Genomic DNA, 22,714 nt, shown 5'->3' with positions numbered 1-22,714 from the left:
CGGTTTTTTTTTGCGCTGAGGTGAATGCCTACACGATGACGATTTTCCACCGTCCATCCATACGCCCTTCGGGAAGAATAGATGGACGGCCAGCCCGACTAATTAACTCAACGGAACGGGGGTTCGTTGAAGGTACGCAGTTTGCGTGAGTGCAGCTTGTCCCCCTCGGCGCGCAGCAGTTCTACCGCACGAATACCGATTTGCAAATGCTCGGAAATCGCGCCTTCATAGAACCGATTTGCCTGGCCGGGCAGCTTGATCTCGCCGTGTAGCGGTTTGTCCGATACGCACAGCAAAGTGCCGTAAGGGACGCGGAAGCGATAGCCCTGAGCGGCAATGGTGGCGCTCTCCATATCCACGGCGACCGCGCGGCTCAAATTAAAGCGCAGGGCAGAGGCGGAGTAGCGCAGTTCCCAGTTGCGGTCGTCGGTGGTGACGACCGTACCGGTACGCAGCCGCTGTTTGACCTCTTCGCCGGGCATACCGCTGACGGCTTTGGTGGCGTCATACAGGGCGCGCTGGACTTCTGCGATACTCGGCACGGGGATATCCGGCGGCAATACGCTGTCCAGAACGTGATCGTCACGCAGATAAGCATGGGCCAGCACATAATCGCCGATGGTCTGGCTTTCGCGCAGGCCACCGCAGTGACCAATCATCAGCCAGGCATTCGGGCGCAGCACCGCCAGGTGATCGCAGATGGTTTTCGCATTCGACGGTCCAACGCCAATATTGATCAGCGTAATCCCGCGACGGCCAGGGGCGGTGAGGTGCCAGGCAGGCATCTGGTGTTTTTTCCATGCCAGGTCAGAAAGCATTGCATCGCTGTCTGGGGTAGCCGGATCAATCACCACCTGACCGGCGCACACCAGGCTGTCATAGGGGGTTGCGGGATCGCGTACCTGCTCAATCGCCCAACTGACAAACTCGTCAACGTAGCGGGTGTAGTTGGTAAACAGCACAAACGGCTGGAAATATTGCACTTCAGTGCCGGTGTAGTGACGCAGACGCGCCAGAGAGAAATCGGTGCGCAAAGCATCAAAATGGCACAGCGGGAATTCAGTATCAGGATGGAACAGACCATCCGCCGTCTCGTCCCCAATCAACGACAGTTCCGTGGTGGGGAAGTGGCGAGCGATACCCGCGCTCATGGTGCGGTCCAGCGTCAGGTCGGAGCCGTCTATCACGTACGGGTAGGGGATCTCCTGCTTAGAAGGGCCAACGCTAATTTCGATCTGGTACTCTTTTTCCAGCATCGCTAACTGCTCGCTGAGATAAGGACGTAACAGTTTAGGGCGCGTCAGTGTGGTGCTGTAACTGCCCGTATGCGTGAACCGCCCCCAGGCGCGGGTACGGTTCTGCTGCGGGCCTTCCCCTAGCCAGGTGATACGCAGTTCCGGGTAAACAAACAGCCCCGCAGCACGTTGCGCCTCATCCGGTAAGGTTCCCTGTTCAGTGAAGGTCTTGATGGCACCGCGCAGTGCAGCCACCGCGTTATCATACAAGCGTTCCAGTTCATCCAGCGCCTGCTGGCTGTTGAGATGTTGCCGGGTTCCAGGCATAGGTGACTCCTTGCAGTTCAGTGGCTTTTTAACAGCTTATCTGGTTTCCGTGTAAGACGAAAAAAAGTTTGTAATCAGGATTTAATAGTGCTGGAAATTATTTGCCAGTTTGCCTGCGGACTATCATGATTAGAACTCACTTCCCATCTTTCTGATGATTTGGTTATTCCCTTGCAAAATCCTGGTGTAGCAGTGGTACGCGCGATCAAGCGCACGGCCTGGTATCCGAAACGCCGTAGCTTTCGCACGTTGATGTGGCGCGAAATCACGCCGCTGGCAGTGCCTATTTTTATGGAAAACTTGTGCGTGATGCTCATGGGGGTGCTCAGTACCTTCCTCGTGAGCTGGCTTGGCAAGGAAGCGATGGCCGGGGTGGGGTTAGCCGACAGCTTCAACATGGTGATTATCTCGTTCTTTGCCGCGATAGATCTGGGGACCACCGTGGTGGTGGCCTTTAGTCTGGCAAAACGTAACGGGAAGCGCGCCAGGGCAGCAGCACGTCAGTCGCTGGGGTTGATGACGGTGCTCTCTGTGCTGCTGGTGGTCGGCATTGAAGTCTGGGGCCATCTGATTATTGATGGCATTGCGGGCAGCGCCGATCCCCAGGTGAAAGCGCTGGCGCTGAGCTATCTGCAAACCTCGGCGTTGAGCTATCCTGCTGCGGCAATCGCGTTGATTGGCAGCGGGGCACTGCGTGGCGCAGGCAACACCAAAATCCCCATGTTGATCAACGGCGGCATGAACATCCTCAATATCGCCATCAGTAGCGTGTTGATTTATGGCTGTCTGGGTTGGCACGGGCTGGGATTTGTCGGCGCGGGGCTGGGGCTCACCATTTCGCGCTATATCGGGGCGATTGCGGTGATCGCCGTGTTGATGGCGGGGGTGAACTCCTCGCTGCGTATTACGCTGCGCAGCTATTTTCGCCGTTGGGACATCAATATTCTGCGTGAAGTGCTGGGCATTGGCGTGCCCGCCAGCATCGAATCGGTGCTGTTTAACGGCGGTAAACTCCTGACGCAGGTGTTTGTGGCTGGCATGGGCACCAGTGAAATTGCCGGTAACTTCATTGCCTTCTCGGTGGCTTCACTGATCAATTTACCCGGTAATGCGCTGGGGTCCGCCTCTACCATTATCACCGGCAAGCGCCTTGGCAAAGGTCAGGTGTTCCAGGCGCGTCGCCAAATCATGCACGTCTTCTGGCTGGCAAACCTGTTCCTGTGCGTGTTGGCGTTTACCACGGTGCCGCTCTCCGGCCTGCTGGCGCGGTTCTACAGCCGCGATCCCGAAGTGATTACGGTGACACAGCATCTTATCTGGCTTAACGCCGCCTTTATGCCGTTCTGGGCGGCATCCTGGGTACTGCCCGCAGGGCTAAAAGGCGCGCGTGATGCCCGTTACACCATGTACGTCTCGATGTTCAGCATGTGGGGCATGCGCGTTGTGGCGGGCTACCTGCTGGGGATTCAGTTTGGCATGGGAGTATATGGCGTCTGGCTTGGGATGTTCTTTGACTGGGCGGTGCGCGGCGTCTGTTTCTGGTGGCGATTAACCAGCGGCAAATGGCTCAATAACTACCGAAAGATGGTGGCAAAAAAGTCGTAAAACACAGGGGCGTAGCAGCAGGCTGCGCCCTTATGCTTTTAGTAAATAAGTAAAAGCTATTAGTTCCTTCCTTCTGACTTATGTCATGGTTTACCCCGCAGTCGCTGATCAAATTACCTTATAACTCAAGCTGTTTTGAACTGTCCGTCACTTCACTAAGAGGTCGATTGGTATGGAAAACTGCACGCCGGTATTTGCCGTAAACGATCTTACTGTTGCTCTGCCGAAGGGGATGGACCGCCTGAATGCGGTGGAGAATCTCAGCTTCTCGCTGTATGCAGGGGAAATCCTGTGCATTATTGGCGAGTCCGGTTCGGGTAAATCGGTCACGGCCCATGCTGCCATGGGATTGCTACCGGCGGCGTTACGCATCCAGAGCGGAACCATTACCCTGCACGGCAACGATTTACTGCAAATGACACCGGAGCAACTGCGGCAGCGGCAGGGAAAATCGCTGGCGATTATCTTCCAGGACCCGCTCTCTGCACTGAACCCGCTAATGACCGTGGGTGCTCAAATCCGTGAAGTTCTCCAGGCGCACAATGTGGGTGACAGCGCCAGCCAGAGTGACAAAGTGTTGTCGCTACTGGAGGAGGTTGGTTTGCCCGAACCGCGCCAAATGCAGCACCAGTATCCCTTTCGCCTTTCTGGCGGCCAGCGCCAACGCGTGATGATTGCGATGGCGCTGGCCCTCGACCCCGATGTCCTGATTGCCGATGAACCCACCACAGCGCTGGATGTCACCACTCAGGCGCAAATATTGCAGCTGATTCGCCGTTTGCAGCAGCGGAAAAACATGAGCGTGCTGTTTATCACCCATGATTTTGGCGTGGTTGAAGAGATTGCCGACCGGGTGATCGTGATGGAAAGGGGGCACATGGTGGAGTCCGGTGTGGCTGAGCAGGTCTTGCATCAGCCGCGTCATCCCTATGCGCGCAAGCTGGTGGCGGCCGTACCACGCCTGCGCCAGGAAGCGCAGTGCCTGCCGGAGAGTGCGCCTGAGGTGCTGCGCGTCACCAATTTGTGTAAAACCTATCGCAGCAAAGGTGGCTGGCGCGCGGCACGTAAAGTGCAGGCGTTAAATCAGGTCAGCTTTAGCCTGAAAAAAGGGGAAACGCTGGGCATTGTCGGCGAGTCCGGTTCCGGCAAATCTTCACTTGGGCGCGTGCTGTTGCGCCTCTTACCTGCCGACAGCGGAGAAGTGCTGTTCGACGGACGCGATATTCTGCAACTGAGCGAACAGGCTTTTCGGCCGCTGCGCCGCTGGGTCCAGATGGTTTTCCAGGACCCGTTTGCCTCGCTCAATCCGCGCCACACCATCGAAACGATCCTCACCGCCGGGCCGCGTGCGCTCGGGGGAATGAGTGCTGAAGAGATCCAACGCAAAGCCAGGCAATTACTGCGCCTGGTGGGGCTGGAGCCAGGCGTGCTGGATCGCTATCCCCATGAATTTTCCGGCGGACAGCGGCAGCGTATTGGTATCGCCCGTGCCTTGATGTTTGACCCGCTGCTATTGGTAGCCGATGAGTCGGTCTCAGCGTTGGATGTTTCGGTACAGGCGCAGGTCTTAACGCTGTTGCAGGAGATCCAGGCCAAAACGCAGGTCGCGATGATCTTTATTACCCATGATCTCCGCGTTGCCAGTCAGATTTGCCATCAGGTTGCGGTGCTTTATCAGGGGCAAATTGTTGAACAGGGAACGCCACAGCAGGTCTTCCGCCAGCCGCAGCACAGCTACACGGCAAAACTGGTGGCAGCGATCCCCGGCCACGCAGGCGACTGAAGGACTGTCACTGAGTCTTAACCTCTTTCTACGTGTTTTTCCCGTTTTCAGCGCTTTCACATGACGAAATTACGATCGGTTTTGATCGGTGTATTCACCTGAGGAAAGAGAATGGACGAGAGCTATACCGATAACTTACCCCCGCTTTCCCGGCGGCAAACCTTGAAATTGCTGGCCGCTGGCACCGCCGCCGTGGCGCTCCCCGGCCTGTTTGGTAGCCGGGTTGCTGCCGCCGCCATGAGCAGCAGTGGTGGGCAGATGGTCGTGGGTTTTTCGCAAGAACCCACGGTCTTTAATCCCCTGATGCCACACATTGAGGTGGATGACGGGCTGCACTTTAGCCTGTTCGATCAGCTGTTTGGCGTGGATGAACAGGGCCATTTCTTCCCGAAACTGGCGCTTGAGGTGCCTACAGTCGAGAATGGCGGTATCTCGCAGGATGGCCTGCAGTTTCACCTGAAACTGCGGGATAACGTCAAATGGCATGATGGTCAGCCCTTCAGCGCAGAGGACGTTAAGTTCACTCTGGCACTGCTGGTGGACAGTCATTTCCGCAGCACCAGCCGTACGGGGCACGAGTTAGTGCGCGATGTCACGGTCATCTCTCCTACGGAAATCCGTTGGCGCATGGAAAAAGCCTTTGCGCCGTACACCTCGATTCTCGCGGCCACTTTTATTATTCCGCAACATGCTTTCACGGGCGTTGCCGATAAAAATACGGCGCCATTCAATAATGCCCCGATTGGCACCGGGCCGTTCCGCTGGCAGCAACGTGTGCCCGGTGATCATATTGAACTGGTGGCGAATAAAGACTACTTCCTGGAGGGACCGCGCATCGAACGCCTGGTGTATAAGTACGTGCCGGACCTGAATGTCATGTATACCCAGTTTGTGGCCGGAGATCTGGACGTAGTTGGACTACAGTGGATCTCCGCCGATCACTATGGCGAAGCGAAAAAATTGCCGGGCAAAGTGGTGGATGTCTTCCAGAGTGCCACCATCGAAAACTTCGCCTTCAATTTAGGCAAACCACAGTTTCAGGAGTTGGCGGTGCGACAGGCGATTTATTATGCCATCGACAAACAGACGATTATCGATGCGCTCTATTACAGCCTCCCGAAGCCGACAGAAACCTACATGCCGATGCAGTCGTTTTATTTTAATCCTGATCTGCCTAAACATGAATTTAGCCTGGAGAAAGCGGCGGCCTTGCTCGATCAAGCCGGGTGGAAACCCGGGGCCGGAGGTATTCGCGAGAAAAATGGCGTACGGCTCTCGTTCTCTAACTCCACCACGGCAGGCAACCACCTGCGCGAGCAGATGCAGCAATATTTACAGCAGAGCTTTCAGCAGATCGGCATTGAGATGAAAATCGCGAATTTGCCTCCTGCCGTGATGTGGGGTGATTACTGGATGAAGTCGGAATATGACACGGCGATTGTCGGCCTCAATTTCCTCACCGGGTCTGACCCGGATACGGCCGACTATCTGCGTTCTGATGCCATCCCGGTGCAGGGCGGCGCTGGTCAGAATGTCTTCCAGTATAAAAGCCCACAGGTCGATCAATGGCTGGCGCAGGGGGCCGCGGAGTTCTCTCCTGAAGCGCGTAAAGCGGTCTACTTCAAGATTCAGCAGCAGGTACGGCAGGATATGCCATTTCTGAATCTGTTTACCTTTGCCAACGTGCGTGGTCATAAGCAGGGCGCTGAAAACATCACGCCTAACATCAATGTGCGTATCGATAGCTGGAACGTCAACCGTTGGGGCTGGCAGAAAGCCTGACCCATAAACCGGCGGGCCAGGCGGCTCGCCAGGGAGGATTCTGATGGTGACTTTTCTGATACGGCGCGGTGGGCAGAGCCTGATCCTACTGCTGCTGGTCTCTCTGATTGGTTTTTCCGCGTTGAATCTCGCCCCAGGCGGGCCGCTTTCGCAATACGCGCTGACGCCGGGGATGACGCAGGAGGCGTTACAGCGGCTAAGCCATCAAATGGGGTTAGATCGCCCCTTACCGGTGCAGTATGTTGACTGGCTGATGCATCTGTTGCGTGGCGACTGGGGCCGCTCCTACCGTGACGGCCAGCCCGTGCTGAGCATTATCTTTTCTCATCTGCCAGCCACGTTACTGCTGATGGTGAGTGCCATGGTGTTGTCGATCGCGATTGGGGTATGGAGTGGGATCCGCAGTGCCGTGAAGCGCGACAGCCTGTTTGATCGCGTCTCGACGCTGAGCTCCATGGTGGCACTGTCGATTCCCACGTTCTGGTTTGGTCTGGTCGCAATCTACTTTTTCTCGCTGAAGCTGCAATGGCTCCCCGCAGGCAACATGTACACCGTGGGGGATGGATCGGCACTGGATATCCTGCGCCATCTGATTCTACCGGTGTTAGTGCTGACGTTTGTCGACGTCGCGATCTGGAGCCGTTACATGCGTTCGGCCACGCTGGAGGTGATGCAGCAAGAGTTCATTAAAACCGCCCGTGCCAAAGGGCTCACGCCGCGTCGCGTGCTGCTAAAACATGTGGTGGGTAACGCACTGCTACCGATGATTGCGCTGGCGGGGATGCAGCTGCCGACCATTTTAGGCGGTGCCCTGGTGGCCGAAACGGTGTTTACCTGGCCGGGAATGGGGCGGTTATTTCTCGATAGCCTTGGCTACAGCGACTACCCGGTGGTGATGGGCCTGCTGATGTGTTCAGCCATTCTGGTGCTGTTGGGGAATTTACTGGCTGATGTGGTGACGGCGTTGGTTGACCCGCGCATTCGCCCTGTCTGAGGAGACAACATGACCTCTTCCGTACTGACCCCGCCACGCGCCCACGCCCGCTGGTGGCACAACCGTACCCTGCAACGCTTCCTGCATCAGCGTCTGGCGTGTTGCAGTCTCGTGGTGATCCTGGTGATGGCGCTGGCCTGCGCGTGCGGCCCGTGGCTGCTGCCGTTCGATGACTTGCATATCGATTTACGCGCTCGCTTTGCGCCGCCGCTGAGCGGCTGGCATCTGCTTGGCACCGATCCCCTGGGTCGAGATTTGCTGGCGCGGTTGCTGATGGCAGGGCGCATCTCGCTGCTGATTGGCTTCTGCGCGATGCTGCTCAGTATGCTGGTGGGCACGGTTGTCGGCATTACCGCAGGCTATTACGGCGGCAGAATCGGCGCGTTATTGATGCGCGTAGTTGATGCGTTTTTGGCTTTCCCCAGCGTATTTCTACTGCTGGCGCTGGCCGCGTTTATTAAACCCAGCCCGATGATGATCACGGTGATCATCGCCGTAACCAGTTGGATGGAAGTGGCGCGCATCGTGGAGACTAAAGTGCGATCTCTGCGTGAGCGCGAATACATTCTGGCGGCAAAAATGCTCGGGCTGTCTGGTCGTTGGATCATGTTCCGTGAGCTGCTGCCCAATGTGGTGGGGCCGATCATTGTGGCGGCGACCTTGACCGTTGCGCGCGCCATTCTGCTGGAGGCCTATATCAGTTTTCTGGGTTACGGTATTCAGCCGCCGCTGCCGAGCTGGGGCAATATGTTGAACGGGGCGCAGCAATATCTGCTGAGTGCGCCCTGGCTGGCGCTGGTGCCGGGTGTGGCGATCACCCTGGCGGTAGCCAGTTTTAACTTCATCGGCGATGGGCTACGCGATGCGTTAGACAGTCGCAGCCAGCGCCCTTAGCAGGATTTCTGCATTGGAGCGCAGAAATAGTGGGTTCTGTTTTGCCCGACAACAGGGTTTACTGCGGTTATCAACTTTTCGAGGAGACGAACATGAAAACACTACTCAAAAACTGGTTTGACAGTCTGCTGGTCACGCATGTGCGCGATAACGGGCACGATGCAGAAGCTGTGTTAGATATTGAGTTGTTAATTCCGATTAGCCAACTTTATGGATTTGAGTATTATCCGGCGGTTCATCGCTATCATGAAAGATGATGACTGTTTAAGCATACCTGACCACTGAAAGGCCCGCTCTCTGAGATGCGGGCCTTTTTTTATCCCTGACTTTTCCTGCCAGTCGCTTAGCTAAAAACCTACGAAATCCCGCCGTTTCATTACGTTCATTTCTCAATGTATGCGGAGTGTGTTTTTTGCGTAAAGAAATGTATTTATTTCGGCAGCAACGCGTGATAAAACAGGAATATAAATGATAATCATTCTTCTTATCATTTTAAGTCACCGGCCCGTGGTTTTGAGCTGATGCGTTGCATCGGTGCCAACAAGGCTGTGTGGAACTGAAAAAAAACAATAAATTTGATGCGCATCGAAAATGGAAAAAAATCGGAATTTGCCTTTTAGTAGCTTTAACTCTTTAACCTTGTTTACTGGCCTGGCGATTGGTATGACGCCAGCCGCCGCCGCGCTAGCTGCTGACGCTAGCGCTAAAAACCAGGACAGTACCCTGGTGGTAGAGGCGACAACGCCTTCACTGTATGCACCGACCCACTCTTCGGACCCGAAGTTTACCCGCCCATTAGTGGACACCACCCGTACCATCACCGTGGTGCCAGAGCAGGTCATTAAAGATCAGGGCGTCAATAACCTGACCGACGCGTTGAAAAACGTGCCAGGCGTTGGGGCGTTCTATGCGGGGGAGAACGGCAGTTCTTCTACCGGTGATGCGGTGTATATGCGCGGTATTGATACCTCCAACAGCATTTACGTTGATGGCGTACGTGATATCGGCAGCGTCACGCGCGATACCTTCAATACCGAAAGTATTGAAGTGATCAAAGGCCCGGCAGGCACTGACTATGGTCGTAGTGCGCCGAGCGGCTCCATCAACATGATCAGCAAGCAGCCAACGCTGGATAACAGCCTGGATGCTTCCATTAGCGCGGGCAGCGCCTGGTTCCGTCGCGGCCTGCTGGATTACAACCAGGCCATCAACGACAACACCGCATTCCGTCTTAATCTGATGGGGCAGAAGTCCCATGATGCCGGTCGTGGTGATGTCTCTAATGAGCGCTACGGTGTAGCACCGTCCATCGCCTTTGGCCTGGATACCGCGACGCGCCTGTATGTGGATTACCTGCATGTGCATCAGCACAACACTCCCGATGGCGGAGTTCCTACCGTGGGTCTGCCAGGCTACACCGCGCCTTCTGCTGGCACCGCAGCGCTGGGCAGCTCAGGCAAAGTTAACTCCCACAACTTCTACGGCACCGACTCCGATTTCGATAATTCAGATACGGATACCGCCACGATTCGCTTCGAGCACGATCTGACGCCAGACACCACCATTCGTAACATCACTCGTTGGTCGCGCATTAAACAGCAATATATGCTGAGCGCATTTATGGGCGGTGCGACCAATATCACCCAGCCCGATCCCAACAACGTGGATAGCTGGACCTTCTCGCGCAACATGAACCTGAAGGATGTCAGCAACCGTATCCTGACTAACCAAACCAACATCACGTCAAAATTCACTACCGCGGGTATTGGCCATGATGTGAGTGCAGGGGTTGAGTTTACGCGTGAGAACCAGACCAACTACGGCGTCAATGCGATTACCGCACCGGCGGTGAATATTTATCACCCGGTCACGGACTTTACCGTGGGTGGTTTGACGCGTAACGGCGCTAACGCCAACGGTCAGACTGATACGGCGGGGATCTATGCATTTGATACGCTGCAACTGACGCAGGACTTTGAGCTGAATGGCGGCATTCGTCTCGACAGCTACCACACCGAGTATGACAGCGCCACCGCGTGTGGTGGTACGGGTCGCGGTGCGCTGGCGTGTCCGACGGGCGTTGCTATTAATACACCGGTCACCACCGTTGATACGGCGAAATCCGGTAACCTGGTGAACTGGAAAGCGGGTGCGTTGTATCACCTGACGCGTAACGGCAACGTCTACGTTAACTACGCGGTTTCTCAGCAACCACCGGGTGGCAGCACCTTTGCCCTGGCCGCCAGCGGCTCTGGCAACAGCGCCAACCGTACTGACTTCCAGCCACAGCGTGCTAAAACCAGCGAAGTGGGCACCAAATGGCAGGTACTGGATAAGCGCCTGCTGCTGAACGCCACGCTGTTCCGTACTGACATCACCAATGAAGTCACGACCAACGACGATGGCACCTACTCACAGTATGGCCGTAAGCGTGTTGAAGGTTATGAACTCTCGGCGCAGGGTAACATCACGCCAGACTGGCAGGTTATCGCCGGGTACACCTTACAGCATGCAACAGTGCAAGAGGGGGCTAACACTGCGCAGGACGGCACCGATGGCCTGCCATACACGCCAAAACACGCCTTCTCACTGTGGACGCAGTATCAGGTCACGGACGCCCTTTCTGCGGGTGCAGGCGCGCGTTATGTGGGCAGCATGCATCGTGGTACCGATGGCGCAGTGGGTACACCAGCGTACACCGAAGGCTACTGGGTGGCGGATGCCAAACTGGGTTACAAGGTGAACAACAACCTGGACCTGCAACTCAACGTCTACAACGTGTTTGATACCAACTACGTTGCCTCAATTAACAAGAGCGGCTACCGTTATCATCCGGGTGAGCCACGTACGTTCCTGTTAACGGCTAACGTACACTTCTGATAGCACACCGGTGGGGCATTAAAGCCCCACCTTTATTTGCGAGACTTTCGTTATGATGTATCACATTCCTGCTGTGCTCTCTGCCGAAGAAGTGGCTAACTTCCGTCAGCATATGCAACAAGCCAGTTGGATTGATGGTCGTGCGACGGTGGGTAACCAGGGCGCACAGGTCAAAAACAACCAGCAAATCGATACCCGTACACCCTTATACGATGCGCTGCAAAAATCCGTATTGCAGGCGTTGAATAACAGCCCGTTGTTCTTTGCCGCTGCGCTGCCACGCACTATCTCCACCCCGTTGTTTAATCGCTATGAACAGGGGGAAACCTACGGTTTTCACGTTGATGGCGCGGTGCGCAATAATGGCGCAGCGGGCTGGATGCGCACCGATCTCTCCGCCACGCTGTTTCTGAGCGAGCCAGACAGCTACGAAGGCGGCGAGTTGGTGATTGAAGATACCTACGGGCAGCACAAAGTGAAGTTACCGGCCGGCGATCTGGTGCTGTACCCTTCGAGCAGCCTGCACTGCGTCACCCCCGTGACTCAGGGCGCGCGAGTGGCTTCATTTCTCTGGATCCAGTCGATGATCCGCGATGACAAGCAGCGTGCGATGCTGTTTGAGTTGGATCGTAATATTCAGGGATTGAAGGGGAAATTTGGCGAAAGCGAAGAGATCTTGTCACTGCTGAATATGTATCACAACCTGCTGCGTAGCTGGAGCGAGTTGTAAGGCGGCGGGCCGCAGCCCACCGCACAGGATTAACCCTGAACCTGTACCGCAGCCGCGCTGGCAACGGCGCGCTGGATAGCTTCATCGGTATCTGCGCCGGTCGCGAGCGCAACACCCAGACGACGCTGGCCTTCAATGGCGGGTTTGCCAAACAGACGCAGTTGCAGACCGGCTCCGGTCAGTGCCTGTTCCAGGCCAGAGAACTGTACGTTTTCGCTGTGCAACTGGGGCAGGATCACCGCTGAAGCGGCAGGGCCATACTGACGGATCCCGCCGACCGGCAAGCCGAGGAAGGCGCGCACATGCAGAGCAAATTCTGACAAATCTTGTGAAATCAGCGTGACCATGCCGGTATCGTGTGGGCGCGGAGACACTTCACTGAAAATCACCTCGTCGCCGCAGACAAACAGCTCAACGCCAAACAGACCAAAGCCGCCGAGGGCTTTAACCACTTTTTCTGCGATGGCTTCAGCACGCTGCAACGCCAGGGCGCTCATCTGCTGTGGCTGCCAGGATTCACGGTAGTCGCCATCTTCCTGACGGTGGCCGATTGGCGCACAGAAGTGAATGCCGTCGACGGCATTGATGGTCAGTAAGGTGATCTCAAAGTCAAACTTCACCACGCCTTCAACAATCACGCGTCCCGCACCGGCACGTCCGCCTTGTTGAGCATATTCCCAGGCGCTTTCCAGCTGACTGGCTTCACGGATAAAACTCTGCCCCTTGCCAGACGAGCTCATTACCGGCTTCACGATGCACGGGAAGCCAATGGCCTCAGCGGCGGCAATAAAGTTCTCTTTGCTGTCAGCAAACTGATAGGTCGAGGTTGGCAGCGCCAACTCTTCGGCGGCCAGACGACGGATGCCTTCGCGGTTCATGGTCAGGCGAGCAGCGCGTGCGGTTGGCACAACACGTTGGCCCTGTTGCTCCAGTTCCAGCAGCTTTTTGGTGGCAATGGCTTCAATTTCGGGTACGACGAAATCCGGTTTTTCAGCGGCGATGACCGCCGCCAGCGCTTCGCCATCCAACATATTGATGACGTGGCTACGGTGGGCAACATGCATTGCCGGGGCATCGGCGTAGCGATCCACTGCAATCACTTCCACACCTAAACGTTGGCACTCCAGCGCCACTTCTTTACCCAGCTCACCCGAGCCTAATAACATCACACGCGTCGCCGCCGGACGCAGCGCAGTTCCAAGAATCGTCATAAGTTCACCTGTCAGTCAAATTGCGCGCGCAGTATATACGAAAACGTTTGCGTTCTCATCCTTAGCGACGTTGCTCACGCGAATTGTGCGCTTTGCGCACGGAGTTATCGTTGCGGCTTGGCTTCTGACGCAGTAAATGCCACGCTTAAGAAAATTTCTTCAGGGAGAAGAGCATCATGGCACCTCCAGTGGCAAAAAAAGTCCCGTACGAACTCCACCTGCACGGTGAAACCCGCATTGACGATTATTACTGGCTACGGGACGACAAACGTGAAGACCCGGAAATTCTCGATCACCTGCGCGCTGAGAACAGCTACGGCAAACAGATTCTGGCAACGCAGCAGCCGCTGCAAAATCGGGTGTTGAAAGAGATTATCGATCGCCTGCCGCCGCAGGATCACTCGGTGCCCTACGTGAAGAATGGCTACCGCTATCAGAGCCGTTATGAGCAGGGCGATGAGTATGCGGCGTTCTATCGCCAGCCAGCCGACAGCGCGGAGTCCGACGAGTGGACACTGCTGCTGGACTCCAACCAGCGTGCCTCGCACAGTGAGTTTTACACTCTGGGTAGCCTGCACGTTAGCCCGGATAACCAGGTCATCGCGTTGGCGGAAGATTTTCTGTCCCGCCGCCAGTTTGGCATTCGTTTTCGCAACCTGGAGAGCGGAAGCTGGTATCCCGAAGTGTTAAGCGATGCCTCTTCCAGCTTTGCCTGGGCGAATGACTCGCGCACCCTTTACTACGTGCGCAAACATGAGCAGACGCTGTTGCCCTATCAGGTGTGGCGACATGAACTCGGCTCGCCGCAAAGTAGCGATCAGCTGGTGTATGAAGAAGAGGACGACACCTTTTACGTCAGCCTGCATAAAACCACTTCAGAGCACTTTATTCTGATTGCGCTATACAGCACCACCTCCAGCGAAATTCAGCTGATTGATGCGGAGTACCCGGATGCGCAGCCGCAGGTGTTCTGCCCGCGCCGCCGCGATCACGAGTACAGCCTCGATCACTACGATCATCACTTCTACATTCGATCAAACCGTGAGGGTAAGAACTTCGGTCTGTATCGCACGACTTGGCTGGCGGAAAATCGCTGGGAAGCGCTGATTGCCCCGCGCGATAACGTGGTGCTGGAAGACTTCCAGCTGTTCCGCCACTGGTTCGTGGTGGAAGAGCGCCAGCGTGGATTGACCAGCCTGCGCCGTATCAACTGGCAAACCGGGGAGGAGGTGGGTCTCGCCTTTGACGACCCGACTTACGTCACCTGGCTGGCCTACAACCCCACGCCGGAGAGCGATAAGCTGCGTTATGGCTACTCTTCCATGACCATGCCTTCAACGCTGTTTGAACTGGATATGACAACCGGTGAGCGAGTCATCCTCAAACAGACGCGGGTCGGCAACTTCAACAGTGATGATTACAAAAGTGAGCACCACTGGATTACGGTACGTGATGGCACCGAAGTGCCGGTTTCACTGGTTTATCATCGCCAGCATTTCCAACAGGGCAAAAACCCGATGCTGGTGTATGGCTACGGTGCCTACGGCAGCAGCATGGATGCGGATTTCAGCACCAGCCGCCTCATCCTGCTCGATCGTGGTTTTATTTATGTGCTGGTGAATGTCCGTGGCGGCGGAGAACTCGGACAGCAGTGGTATGACGATGGCCGCCTGTATAACAAGCAAAACAGTTTTAACGACTTTATTGATGTGACACAGGCGCTGGTGGCGCAGGGTTACGGTGCGCCGGATCAGCTCTATGCGATGGGTGGCAGTGCGGGCGGTTTGCTGATGGGCGCGGTGATTAACCAGGCACCGGAGCTGTTTAACGGCGTGGTTGCGCAGGTGCCGTTTGTTGACGTGCTGACCACCATGCTGGATGAGAGTATTCCACTCACCACCGGGGAATATGATGAGTGGGGCAACCCCGAGCAGGAGTCCTTCTATCGCTACATTCGCCAGTACAGCCCGTATGACAACATCGAGGCAAAAGCCTATCCGCATCTGCTGGTGACCACCGGGCTACATGATTCTCAGGTGCAATACTGGGAGCCGGCCAAATGGGTAGCGAAGCTGCGTGAATTGAAAACCGATGACAATCTGTTGCTGCTGTGCACCGATATGGATTCCGGTCACGGCGGAAAATCGGGGCGTTTCAAAGCGTATGAAGGCGTTGCGATGGAGTTCACCTTCCTGATTGCGCTGGCGCAGGGTGTGCTGAGCGGCACCAGCGCCTGACAGCACAAACCGCCCGAAGGGGCGGTTATTCTTCCGTTTTACTGAGGTGTTTGCGTAGCGCCTGACGCAACGGCGGGCGCAAATCGCTGACGTTGTCCAGCATCCAACGCAGGTAGCCCGGATCTTTGCGGGCTACCACGGCAACACTTTGACCACGATACTTGCCAAACGGCAGCACATCACCCTGAGCGGCCGCAGGTTGGCTGCGTGTGACCAGCTGTTGTGCATCCCACCCCGAGGTTTCCAGAATGCGGATCAGCAGAGCGGCGGTGACATAGCAGTCATACAGCGCGCGGTGTGCATGGAGATCCGCCGGGGGAGTGACGTCGAGTTTCAGGCTGTGGCGCAGCGCCTGGTTGCCGTATTTAATTCCCGGCCAGAGCTGGCGCGCCAGCATCATGGTGCAAATCCATTCACCGGGCATTTCAGGCAACATGCGGCGGTCAAAGCTGGCGTTGTGCGCGACATAAAAGGCACTGCCATGATAGCGGGGGATCACCACTTCAATCGGCGGTTTGCCTGCCACCATCGCTTCAGTGATTCTGTGAACCGCCATCGCCTCACGGCTAATAGGGCGGTCGGGTAGCACCAGATCGCTCATCGGGTTAACGATGCGCCCATCAATCACATCCACAGAGGCGACTTCAACCACGCCACCCTGTAAACCACAGGTTTCGGTATCAATAATGCGGAACATGGCTTACTTCTGCTTCGGTTCGTAAGGAAGACGCGATAAGGAGAGGGAGGCCTGGCGGTAGTGCATCAGACGCTGACGGAACCATTCCCGCAGTGCCGCAGGCTGATCATTTTCGACCTGTTCGGCAATCACCGGCATATTATATCGTTCTTTGAATGCCACCCCGGCCGCAGCCAGATCGACATTCACTTTATCTTTCTCTTCCTGGGACAAAAGGGCGAGATTGAGGTTCATGCTGTTCTCCTGATATTGAACGGCAAAAGTAATGGTTTCCCGAGCCGGGATCAAGCGCTGTGCACCGCATTGTGTGCCCTCGACACCGCTTAACGGGGAGCGTATGCTGGCCGCCATTGATAATGAGGCCATTTTTGTAAGCCGAAGAGGAAGCCGGTTGACCACCTTATGGATTGTGCTGCGAGCGCTGCACTTTTTAGCGCTGATTTTGCTGGTGGGTAGTGCATTCTACACTGCCTTGCTTGCCCCGGTGCGTTTGCGTCCCTGGCTGGCGCAACGTTTGCGCCCACTACTACTCAGTTGTAGTGTCATAAGCGTAGCGAGTGCCGTTGCGATGGCGCTGGTACAAACCGCACTGATGAGCGGTGACTGGCGCAGTATCGGTGATGCATCGGTTTGGCAGGCGGTGCGCTCAACGCGTTTTGGTTTCGCCTGGCAGTGGGAAATCGGTTTCAGTTTGCTCGGGCTGTGGGTGTGGCGACTGCGTGGATTGCCGCGTCAGCAAGGTTTGCTGGTGGCGGGACTGCTCCAGCTGATGCCGCTGGCGTGGATTGGTCATGCGGCTATGCATGATGGTCTGTTAGGGATTTTCCACCAGTTGAACCAGACGTTGCATTTGGTGAGTGTCTCTTTCTGGGCCGGAGGCCTGTTGCCGCTGTTGCTGTTGATGCGTGATGCGCGGCAGATGGAAAAGCGCATCGATGCTATTCGTGCCATGATGCGTTTCTCGCGTTATGGTCATCTTGCCGTGGCGATGGCGCTTTGTACCGGTACGATCGATACCATGCTGATCGTTGGTCCGCCGTTCCTCTGGACGTTCAATAGCTACATCGCGCTGCTGCTGTTTAAGATTTTACTGGTCAGCCTGATGGTGTCGATTGCGGTGTATAACCGTTATTACCTGGTGCCGCAGTTCCACGAGGCTGGCAGCCGTAGCCCGCAACTTTTTTTACGCCTGACGCAGTATGAATTGCTGTTGTCGTTAGGCGTGGTAGGTCTGGTGAGTGTGTTTGCCACTCTGACGCCGACCTGAGATTTCACTGGTACGTTTTAAGAAGGAAAGCTGTTTTGCTGAAGAAAGCCCTCCCTGCAATCCTGTTACTTTCGCTGTGTGGTCAGGCCATGGCCGCTGAGATCATCACCGTGAGCCGTTTTGAGATTGGCAAAGACAAATGGCCGTTGACGCGCGAAGAGATCATGCTGAGCTGCGAGAAAAGCGGTGCGATGTTCGCCATTAATGATGGCACCCTGGTGCAATACCCACTGAATGACCTGGCCGAAGCCCAGGTTAAATCGCACCAGTCCAACGGCAAGCCGATCAGCATTATCCAGCGCGATGATCCCGATCATCCCGGCCAGAAAATGAGCCTGCAACCACTGATCGAACGCACTCAGAAGCTGTGCGCTAACTAAGTTTCCTCTATCCCGGTGTGGCACGCCTGCCACACCGTTTCAACTTCAGATTTCTGCCATTGCGATCACAAATCGTTCAGCTTCCCCCCTCACACCACGCCCGTTGCTGGCAAAACCCCGCAGCTGTTCTACCCTTAAATAACCAGGCGTAATCGCCTGCATTAATGCCAACTTTTAGCGCACGGCTCTCCAAGAGCCATTTCCCTGGACCGAATACAGGAATCGTATTCGGTCTTTTTTTAATTCGTTGATTTTATTGAACTTATTTTCATTTGTCCGAAAATGTCCGAAAAATGTCCGAAATTCTATATTCGGTCTATACCATATCGAACTCCTGTCCACGGGAATCCAGGTACTTTTTCGTCATCGACATGTTCTTGTGGCCGAGCAATCGTTGTGCGAATTCCTCTCCTTTTTCTGCTGCGTAGAGGCGGCTGGCAAGGCTACGGATTTCGTGGAACGAGGGTGGGCTTTGTGCAAACTCCAGGGCTGTTTTATCCCGTGCATCTGCAAATGCACTGGTGATTGCATCTGGCAGAACTGCACCAGGTTTACGGCCACCTTTTCTCACAGTGGAGTAGATGAGAAATTCAGAGGGGTTTCCCGCTCTGCAACGTTCTACAACCTGGTCCAGTGAAAGACTAACGACATTCAGTGTCAGGCTTAGAGGAACCGCAAGCATATGCCCTGTTTTTCCCTGAGTAATAAAAATGCGACCGTCACGAATGTCATCAAAGGTCATCTTCGAAATATCTTCCCTTCGTTGCCCTGTCAGTAAAGCAATATCCATCGCGTTAGCGAGCCAGTTGCTCATGCTTTGTGCTGCACTTCTGATTACAGTAAATTGCTCTAACGACATCCTCTCCCTTTTGACATCAGGCGTGGGCGTTCGGGTTGGCTCCGCTGGATTCCTTTCTATTACACCCTCAACAATTGCTTCCCTGAAAACATCCAGTAAGAGTGATCTTAAAGCTGCTGCCATATTCTTTTTCCCTGATTCAATATATGAATCGAGGAAGATGGCAATTTCTCGTGTGGTGATATTCTCAATGGCTTTGGTGCCGAATTCTGCACACAAAGTCTTAAGCTGATTATTCCTTATTTTCATCGTGTTTGGTTTCAGCTCGCGGCGAGACAAAATAATTGCGTACCGATCCAACCAGAGTGAAAAAGTAAATTCTGGTTTCTCTTTAAGCCGTAAAAGAAGGGATGAAGGGATATAGTTTTCATCAATGTAGTTGTTAGCTTCGAGAGCCTGCGATACCGCTTCTCTGCGAGAAATCCGGCCAAGAGGTATCTCCTGGCCGGTGACAGGATTACGCCAGTAGTAACTCTGTCGAGATTTTCTGAATGTCAGATTCCTTGGCAGATTAGCGTTGTAGCGGTCCGGCCTGTTCGACATGTTTTAACTTCTCCACTAACGATCCCTTTTTGGGGGGGCTAACTGATGTCGTTTTTCGGACCATTTTGCTTTTACGCGGATCGACATAAATAGCGTCTGCTACCAGTTGGTATTTTTTGCCGTGAAGCTCGGGGCATGGGTATATGCGACCCTCCCGCGCCCAGCGGCGAAGCGTAGAAAGCGATGGGGGTTGTGAGTAGACCAGTGCGGCCCACTCCTGCAAATCAAGAAGCTTTGCCATAAGTTCTCCGATAGTTTACTGAGATAAACTGCAATTAAACGCAATTCAGCGTTTGGAAGGGGTAAGGATGCTAAGAGGCTTTTTTGCTAGTGATTTTCGGCTGGCATAATTCGGGCATATTGGCGCGCACGAGTGCTTCGGCGAATGGCGGCGGTACCGCGTTTCCACATCGAGCAACCTGCTTGTCTTTGGCGTATTTTGTGCCGCGAAAATCACGGTCAATTACGTACCAAGACGGAAAGCCTTGGGCGGCGTAAAGCTCATGAGGTTGGAGCATGCGCATGCCGATATCGACAATCTGAAAATCAGTGCCATCTACCGTAACCAAGCCAAAACGGTCATTCGTTGTGACGGTACCAAGGGGTTCAGTCAGTCCAACGCCTCCTTTCTCGTTTCCGTAATACTTCATTAGGAAAGCGCGAACCTCGCCCAGGTGCGTGCCGCTGGCGGTGATGGTATGCAACGGTGTATCGGTTGGCTGGCCTGTATTGGTACCGCGAAACTTAATCAGGCTCGACGTAACCAGCGCATGATGATCGGTGGTAGTCACTGTATGGGCTGGCGCATCCATAGCAGCGCCGGGGCCGGTGTAGTTGCCACCGAAGTGCTTAGTGAGGAAAGCTGTTGCCAGAGCAAACTTATTGCCTCCCGCTGTCACTGTCCCTACAGGTCTCTCAATGTCGAGCACACGCGGTGATTGCCCTGGGCGCTCTCCATAGCCCATTTGAATCATCGTGGGCATGACTAAAGCGCTATGACCTCCGCCGCCAGCAGTGACCGTTCCCGCTGGTTCATCAACCGGATGGCCGACGCTATTACCGAACTGGCGGGAAACAAACGGTGATAAGTGGGCTTCCACTATTCCCAGTGCATGGCCGTTCCCACCGGGGCGTTTTGCTGTGCCAGCAGTGACTGTCGGTACCGGCTCTGTAATTTGCTGCCCAGTTGCGCCGGTCCGAAATTTAGTCATGTGCGGCGTGACGATCGCATACCCATGGGTTTTGGTAATGGTCTGTAGCGGATCATCAAGTGACTGGCCGCGAAAGCAGTCATATTTCGTTTTGGTGCTGGTGTGGTTGCACTTAACAATGAAAGGCGTGGGGTTGTCGATCACGAAGCGCTGAATGCCTCGAGCGATGCGTTTCATTGTGTTCTCTGCCAGCGGCTTACTGCGGCCGAAAATACTGGGGCAGGGGATTGACCAGTCAATGCATTCCGCTGCGGTTCGCCAGGGCTTCAGATGACCTGACTGCACAGCCAGGCTTTTTGGATCGCCGTGTGATGGCTGTGGCCACGATACTGGTTCACCATCGCAGCGCATCACCATAAAGAAGCGTTTGCGGATAGTTGGTGCACCGAAATCACAGGCGCGCAGCTCACGGTACTCGACCGCATATCCCAGACCGGCAATCAGTCTGCGGGCGTCAGCACTATGGCGGGCAATCTGCAGGAAGTCGCAAACCTCATCCACTGCCGGATGATCTGCAGCAATGCCAGTGCTCAACATGCCTACAAATGCTGAGAAGGTTTCACCGGTATGAGAAGGATCAGGCCGGTCTTCATCCGCCAGCAATGGCCCCCACGTTTTAAATTCCTCCACATTTTCCAGCATCATTACGCGTGGCCGCTTTGCCAGCGCCCAGCGGATCACAATCCACGCCAGGCCGCGAATCTCCTTTTTAACTGGCTTGCTGCCTTTGGCTTTACTGAAATGGCGGCAGTCAGGCGAGAACCAGGCCAGCCCAACCGGCGCGCCAGCGGTCGCTGCCAGCGGGTTAATATCAAACACAGATTCACAGTAGTGCAACGTATCCGGGTGATTGGTTGTGTGCATGGCGATCGCGTTCGGGTCATGGTTGATAGCGATATCCACGCTGCGGCCGATAGCCATCTCGATCCCGGTGCTGGCTCCGCCACCTCCGGCGAAGTTATCAACGATGATTTCCCTCATTGGGCGAGCTCTCCAAACGTGGCTGTCAGTGATTGTGCTGCTGCGATAATTTCAGTGGATGGCTGGCGCTCCAGCAGCATGCGGTTAATGTGATGCTTCACTTTTCGCGCATGCTCCTGAGGTAGTGCGGCGAGCTCAGGTATCTGGTCAGCAAACAATGTGACCTCGGCAGACCATACGTCATTTATGGTTTCAGTGATGATCGATGGCGCTGGCATTGATTTAATTAGACGCGCCGCTGCGCGATCCACATGCGCCAGCATTGCTGCGCCGCGCGCTTCCAATTCATCCCGGCTGACATAATCGAATTTGGGACCACGCCACGTTTTATCGAATACGGCAATAGCAGCGCCGAAACCGGCTGATGATTCAGTCGGCTGCCCCTCTTCAGGGCGGTACCAATCAGGTAGATCAAAGCTGATGCGTCCGCGTATGAAAGCGATATGGTCCGCTTCTTCAGGCCACCATACCTCCCCGGTAGCCGCTTTTATCAGGAACACATACCGTCCGCCTGCCTCTCGCATAGACATGGTATGAGTGATGATGTGCCGCATACCTGTGATATAAGCGCCATCATGCTTGCTGGCGCGAGAATAGGGCGGGTTGGCATATCCAGCCCCCTGCAACACTGCCAATCGCGCACTCCAGTCCTGCGTGAGTGCGTTGTCCTCAGCGCTATAAAAATCTTCGCATTTGGCGTTATCCTGATCTGCAAACAAATCGAGGACGAACGGTCCATATTTTGTGTTGATGCCCCACCAGAGCTTGTCTGGCGTTCGCCACTGATCCCCAACCTCTTTTAGCTTGTGTGTGGGCTGAGCGCGTAAGGTTTCGAGCGCCATGACATAGGGCGAAAGTGAGGTTTCAGTCATTCGAGGTAAATCTCCGCAACAAGGGCCGCAATCAGCAGCGCAATCCAGATCGCGGCTATTGCCGTGATTTCGTAGTAAGGCTGGTGGCGCGCATAGTGCGCGCGTAAGTGGTTTTTCATTTGGTGGGGGCGTAAAAAAACCGCTTTCGCGGCTATCGATAAACGGGTGAGCATGCAAGCGGCGCGTTCGGCCGCCGCTCCTGCAGTCGTTTTTTGATCTGCTTACA

At 55.1% G+C, this 22,714-nt stretch carries 20 protein-coding genes; 11 read left to right on the top strand and 9 right to left on the bottom strand.

The features are described from left to right. Positions 1-107: 107 nt before the first annotated feature. On the bottom strand, positions 108-1,562 hold the full coding sequence (locus tag F3J40_RS01605) for an AMP nucleosidase (RefSeq protein WP_017347123.1): 1,455 nt from the start codon (positions 1,560-1,562) through the stop codon (positions 108-110). Between the two features lie 192 nt (positions 1,563-1,754). Between F3J40_RS01605 and F3J40_RS01600 the strand changes: the two genes are divergently transcribed. The 8 genes from F3J40_RS01600 (at position 1,755) to ybiX (ending at position 12,230) form a co-directional block, all read left to right on the top strand. Next, complete coding sequence (locus F3J40_RS01600; RefSeq protein ID WP_369410905.1) at positions 1,755-3,167, top strand: EmmdR/YeeO family multidrug/toxin efflux MATE transporter; 1,413 nt, start codon at positions 1,755-1,757, stop codon at positions 3,165-3,167. A 172-nt stretch (positions 3,168-3,339) separates the two neighbouring features. After that, on the top strand, positions 3,340-4,950 hold the full coding sequence (locus F3J40_RS01595; RefSeq protein ID WP_167012261.1) for an ABC transporter ATP-binding protein: 1,611 nt from the start codon (positions 3,340-3,342) through the stop codon (positions 4,948-4,950). Positions 4,951-5,061: 111 nt separating this feature from the next. Next, positions 5,062-6,732, top strand: a complete 1,671-nt coding sequence (locus F3J40_RS01590) for a peptide ABC transporter substrate-binding protein (protein WP_167012259.1) — start codon at positions 5,062-5,064, stop codon at positions 6,730-6,732. Between the two features lie 43 nt (positions 6,733-6,775). Continuing rightward, positions 6,776-7,726, top strand: a complete 951-nt coding sequence (locus F3J40_RS01585) for an ABC transporter permease (RefSeq protein WP_167012257.1) — start codon at positions 6,776-6,778, stop codon at positions 7,724-7,726. 9 nt (positions 7,727-7,735) lie between these two features. Beyond that, positions 7,736-8,620: an ABC transporter permease gene (locus tag F3J40_RS01580; RefSeq protein WP_167012255.1), complete on the top strand. Its 885-nt coding sequence runs from the start codon at positions 7,736-7,738 to the stop codon at positions 8,618-8,620. Positions 8,621-8,712: 92 nt separating this feature from the next. Then, the gene (locus F3J40_RS01575) at positions 8,713-8,877 is read left to right on the top strand and encodes a hypothetical protein (protein ID WP_167012253.1); all 165 of its coding nucleotides are present in this window, start codon (positions 8,713-8,715) and stop codon (positions 8,875-8,877) included. A 334-nt stretch (positions 8,878-9,211) separates the two neighbouring features. Then, the gene (locus F3J40_RS01570; protein ID WP_167012251.1) at positions 9,212-11,500 is read left to right on the top strand and encodes a catecholate siderophore receptor Fiu; all 2,289 of its coding nucleotides are present in this window, start codon (positions 9,212-9,214) and stop codon (positions 11,498-11,500) included. Between the two features lie 52 nt (positions 11,501-11,552). Beyond that, positions 11,553-12,230 carry a PKHD-type hydroxylase YbiX gene (gene ybiX / locus F3J40_RS01565; protein WP_017347131.1) on the top strand — a complete coding sequence of 226 codons (678 nt, stop codon included), beginning with the start codon at positions 11,553-11,555 and terminating at the stop codon, positions 12,228-12,230. A 29-nt stretch (positions 12,231-12,259) separates the two neighbouring features. On the opposite strand, the gene purT is transcribed toward ybiX, so the two are convergent. Continuing rightward, positions 12,260-13,441, bottom strand: a complete 1,182-nt coding sequence (gene purT, locus F3J40_RS01560; RefSeq protein WP_167012249.1) for a formate-dependent phosphoribosylglycinamide formyltransferase — start codon at positions 13,439-13,441, stop codon at positions 12,260-12,262. A gap of 176 nt (positions 13,442-13,617) precedes the next feature. Between purT and F3J40_RS01555 the strand changes: the two genes are divergently transcribed. Beyond that, positions 13,618-15,678, top strand: a complete 2,061-nt coding sequence (locus F3J40_RS01555; protein WP_167012247.1) for a prolyl oligopeptidase family serine peptidase — start codon at positions 13,618-13,620, stop codon at positions 15,676-15,678. A 25-nt stretch (positions 15,679-15,703) separates the two neighbouring features. Here F3J40_RS01555 and exoX read toward each other — a convergent pair whose 3' ends face one another. Both exoX and F3J40_RS01545 read right to left on the bottom strand, forming a co-directional pair. Then, a complete protein-coding gene (gene exoX / locus F3J40_RS01550) occupies positions 15,704-16,375 on the bottom strand; it encodes an exodeoxyribonuclease X (RefSeq protein ID WP_167012245.1) in 672 nt (223 codons plus the stop codon). 3 nt (positions 16,376-16,378) lie between these two features. Further along, complete coding sequence (locus F3J40_RS01545) at positions 16,379-16,609, bottom strand: DNA polymerase III subunit theta (protein WP_017347135.1); 231 nt, start codon at positions 16,607-16,609, stop codon at positions 16,379-16,381. A 157-nt stretch (positions 16,610-16,766) separates the two neighbouring features. On the opposite strand from F3J40_RS01545, the gene copD reads away from it, so the two are divergent. Together copD and F3J40_RS01535 are read left to right on the top strand one after the other, a co-directional pair. Continuing rightward, the gene (copD, locus tag F3J40_RS01540) at positions 16,767-17,642 is read left to right on the top strand and encodes a copper homeostasis membrane protein CopD (RefSeq protein ID WP_205297162.1); all 876 of its coding nucleotides are present in this window, start codon (positions 16,767-16,769) and stop codon (positions 17,640-17,642) included. Positions 17,643-17,731: 89 nt separating this feature from the next. Next, a complete protein-coding gene (locus F3J40_RS01535) occupies positions 17,732-18,022 on the top strand; it encodes a YebY family protein (RefSeq protein WP_167012914.1) in 291 nt (96 codons plus the stop codon). A gap of 316 nt (positions 18,023-18,338) precedes the next feature. Here the strand turns inward: F3J40_RS01535 and F3J40_RS01530 are convergent, their stop codons facing one another. From F3J40_RS01530 to F3J40_RS01510, 5 genes are all read right to left on the bottom strand, one after another. Beyond that, positions 18,339-19,424, bottom strand: coding sequence for a tyrosine-type recombinase/integrase (locus F3J40_RS01530; RefSeq protein ID WP_167012243.1), 1,086 nt, complete (start codon positions 19,422-19,424; stop codon positions 18,339-18,341). Continuing rightward, positions 19,393-19,665 (bottom strand): excisionase, encoded by a 273-nt coding sequence (locus F3J40_RS01525; RefSeq protein WP_167012241.1) that lies wholly within the window; start codon positions 19,663-19,665, stop codon positions 19,393-19,395. The genes F3J40_RS01530 and F3J40_RS01525 overlap by 32 nt, the downstream gene beginning before the upstream one ends. 70 nt (positions 19,666-19,735) lie before the next feature. Beyond that, a complete protein-coding gene (locus tag F3J40_RS01520) occupies positions 19,736-21,616 on the bottom strand; it encodes a DNA cytosine methyltransferase (RefSeq protein ID WP_167012239.1) in 1,881 nt (626 codons plus the stop codon). After that, complete coding sequence (locus tag F3J40_RS01515; RefSeq protein ID WP_167012236.1) at positions 21,613-22,488, bottom strand: phage N-6-adenine-methyltransferase; 876 nt, start codon at positions 22,486-22,488, stop codon at positions 21,613-21,615. The genes F3J40_RS01520 and F3J40_RS01515 overlap by 4 nt, the downstream gene beginning before the upstream one ends. Further along, entirely contained in the window at positions 22,485-22,661 is a 177-nt protein-coding gene (locus tag F3J40_RS01510) for a hypothetical protein (protein WP_167012235.1), read from the bottom strand. The genes F3J40_RS01515 and F3J40_RS01510 overlap by 4 nt, the downstream gene beginning before the upstream one ends. Positions 22,662-22,714: the final 53 nt, after the last annotated feature.

Origin of the sequence: Candidatus Pantoea multigeneris (assembly GCF_011752615.1) — a bacterium.
Taxonomy (GTDB): Bacteria; Pseudomonadota; Gammaproteobacteria; order Enterobacterales; family Enterobacteriaceae; genus Pantoea; species Pantoea multigeneris.
Note: the sequence above shows the minus strand (reverse complement) of the source record. Positions and strands in the feature narration are given on the sequence as shown.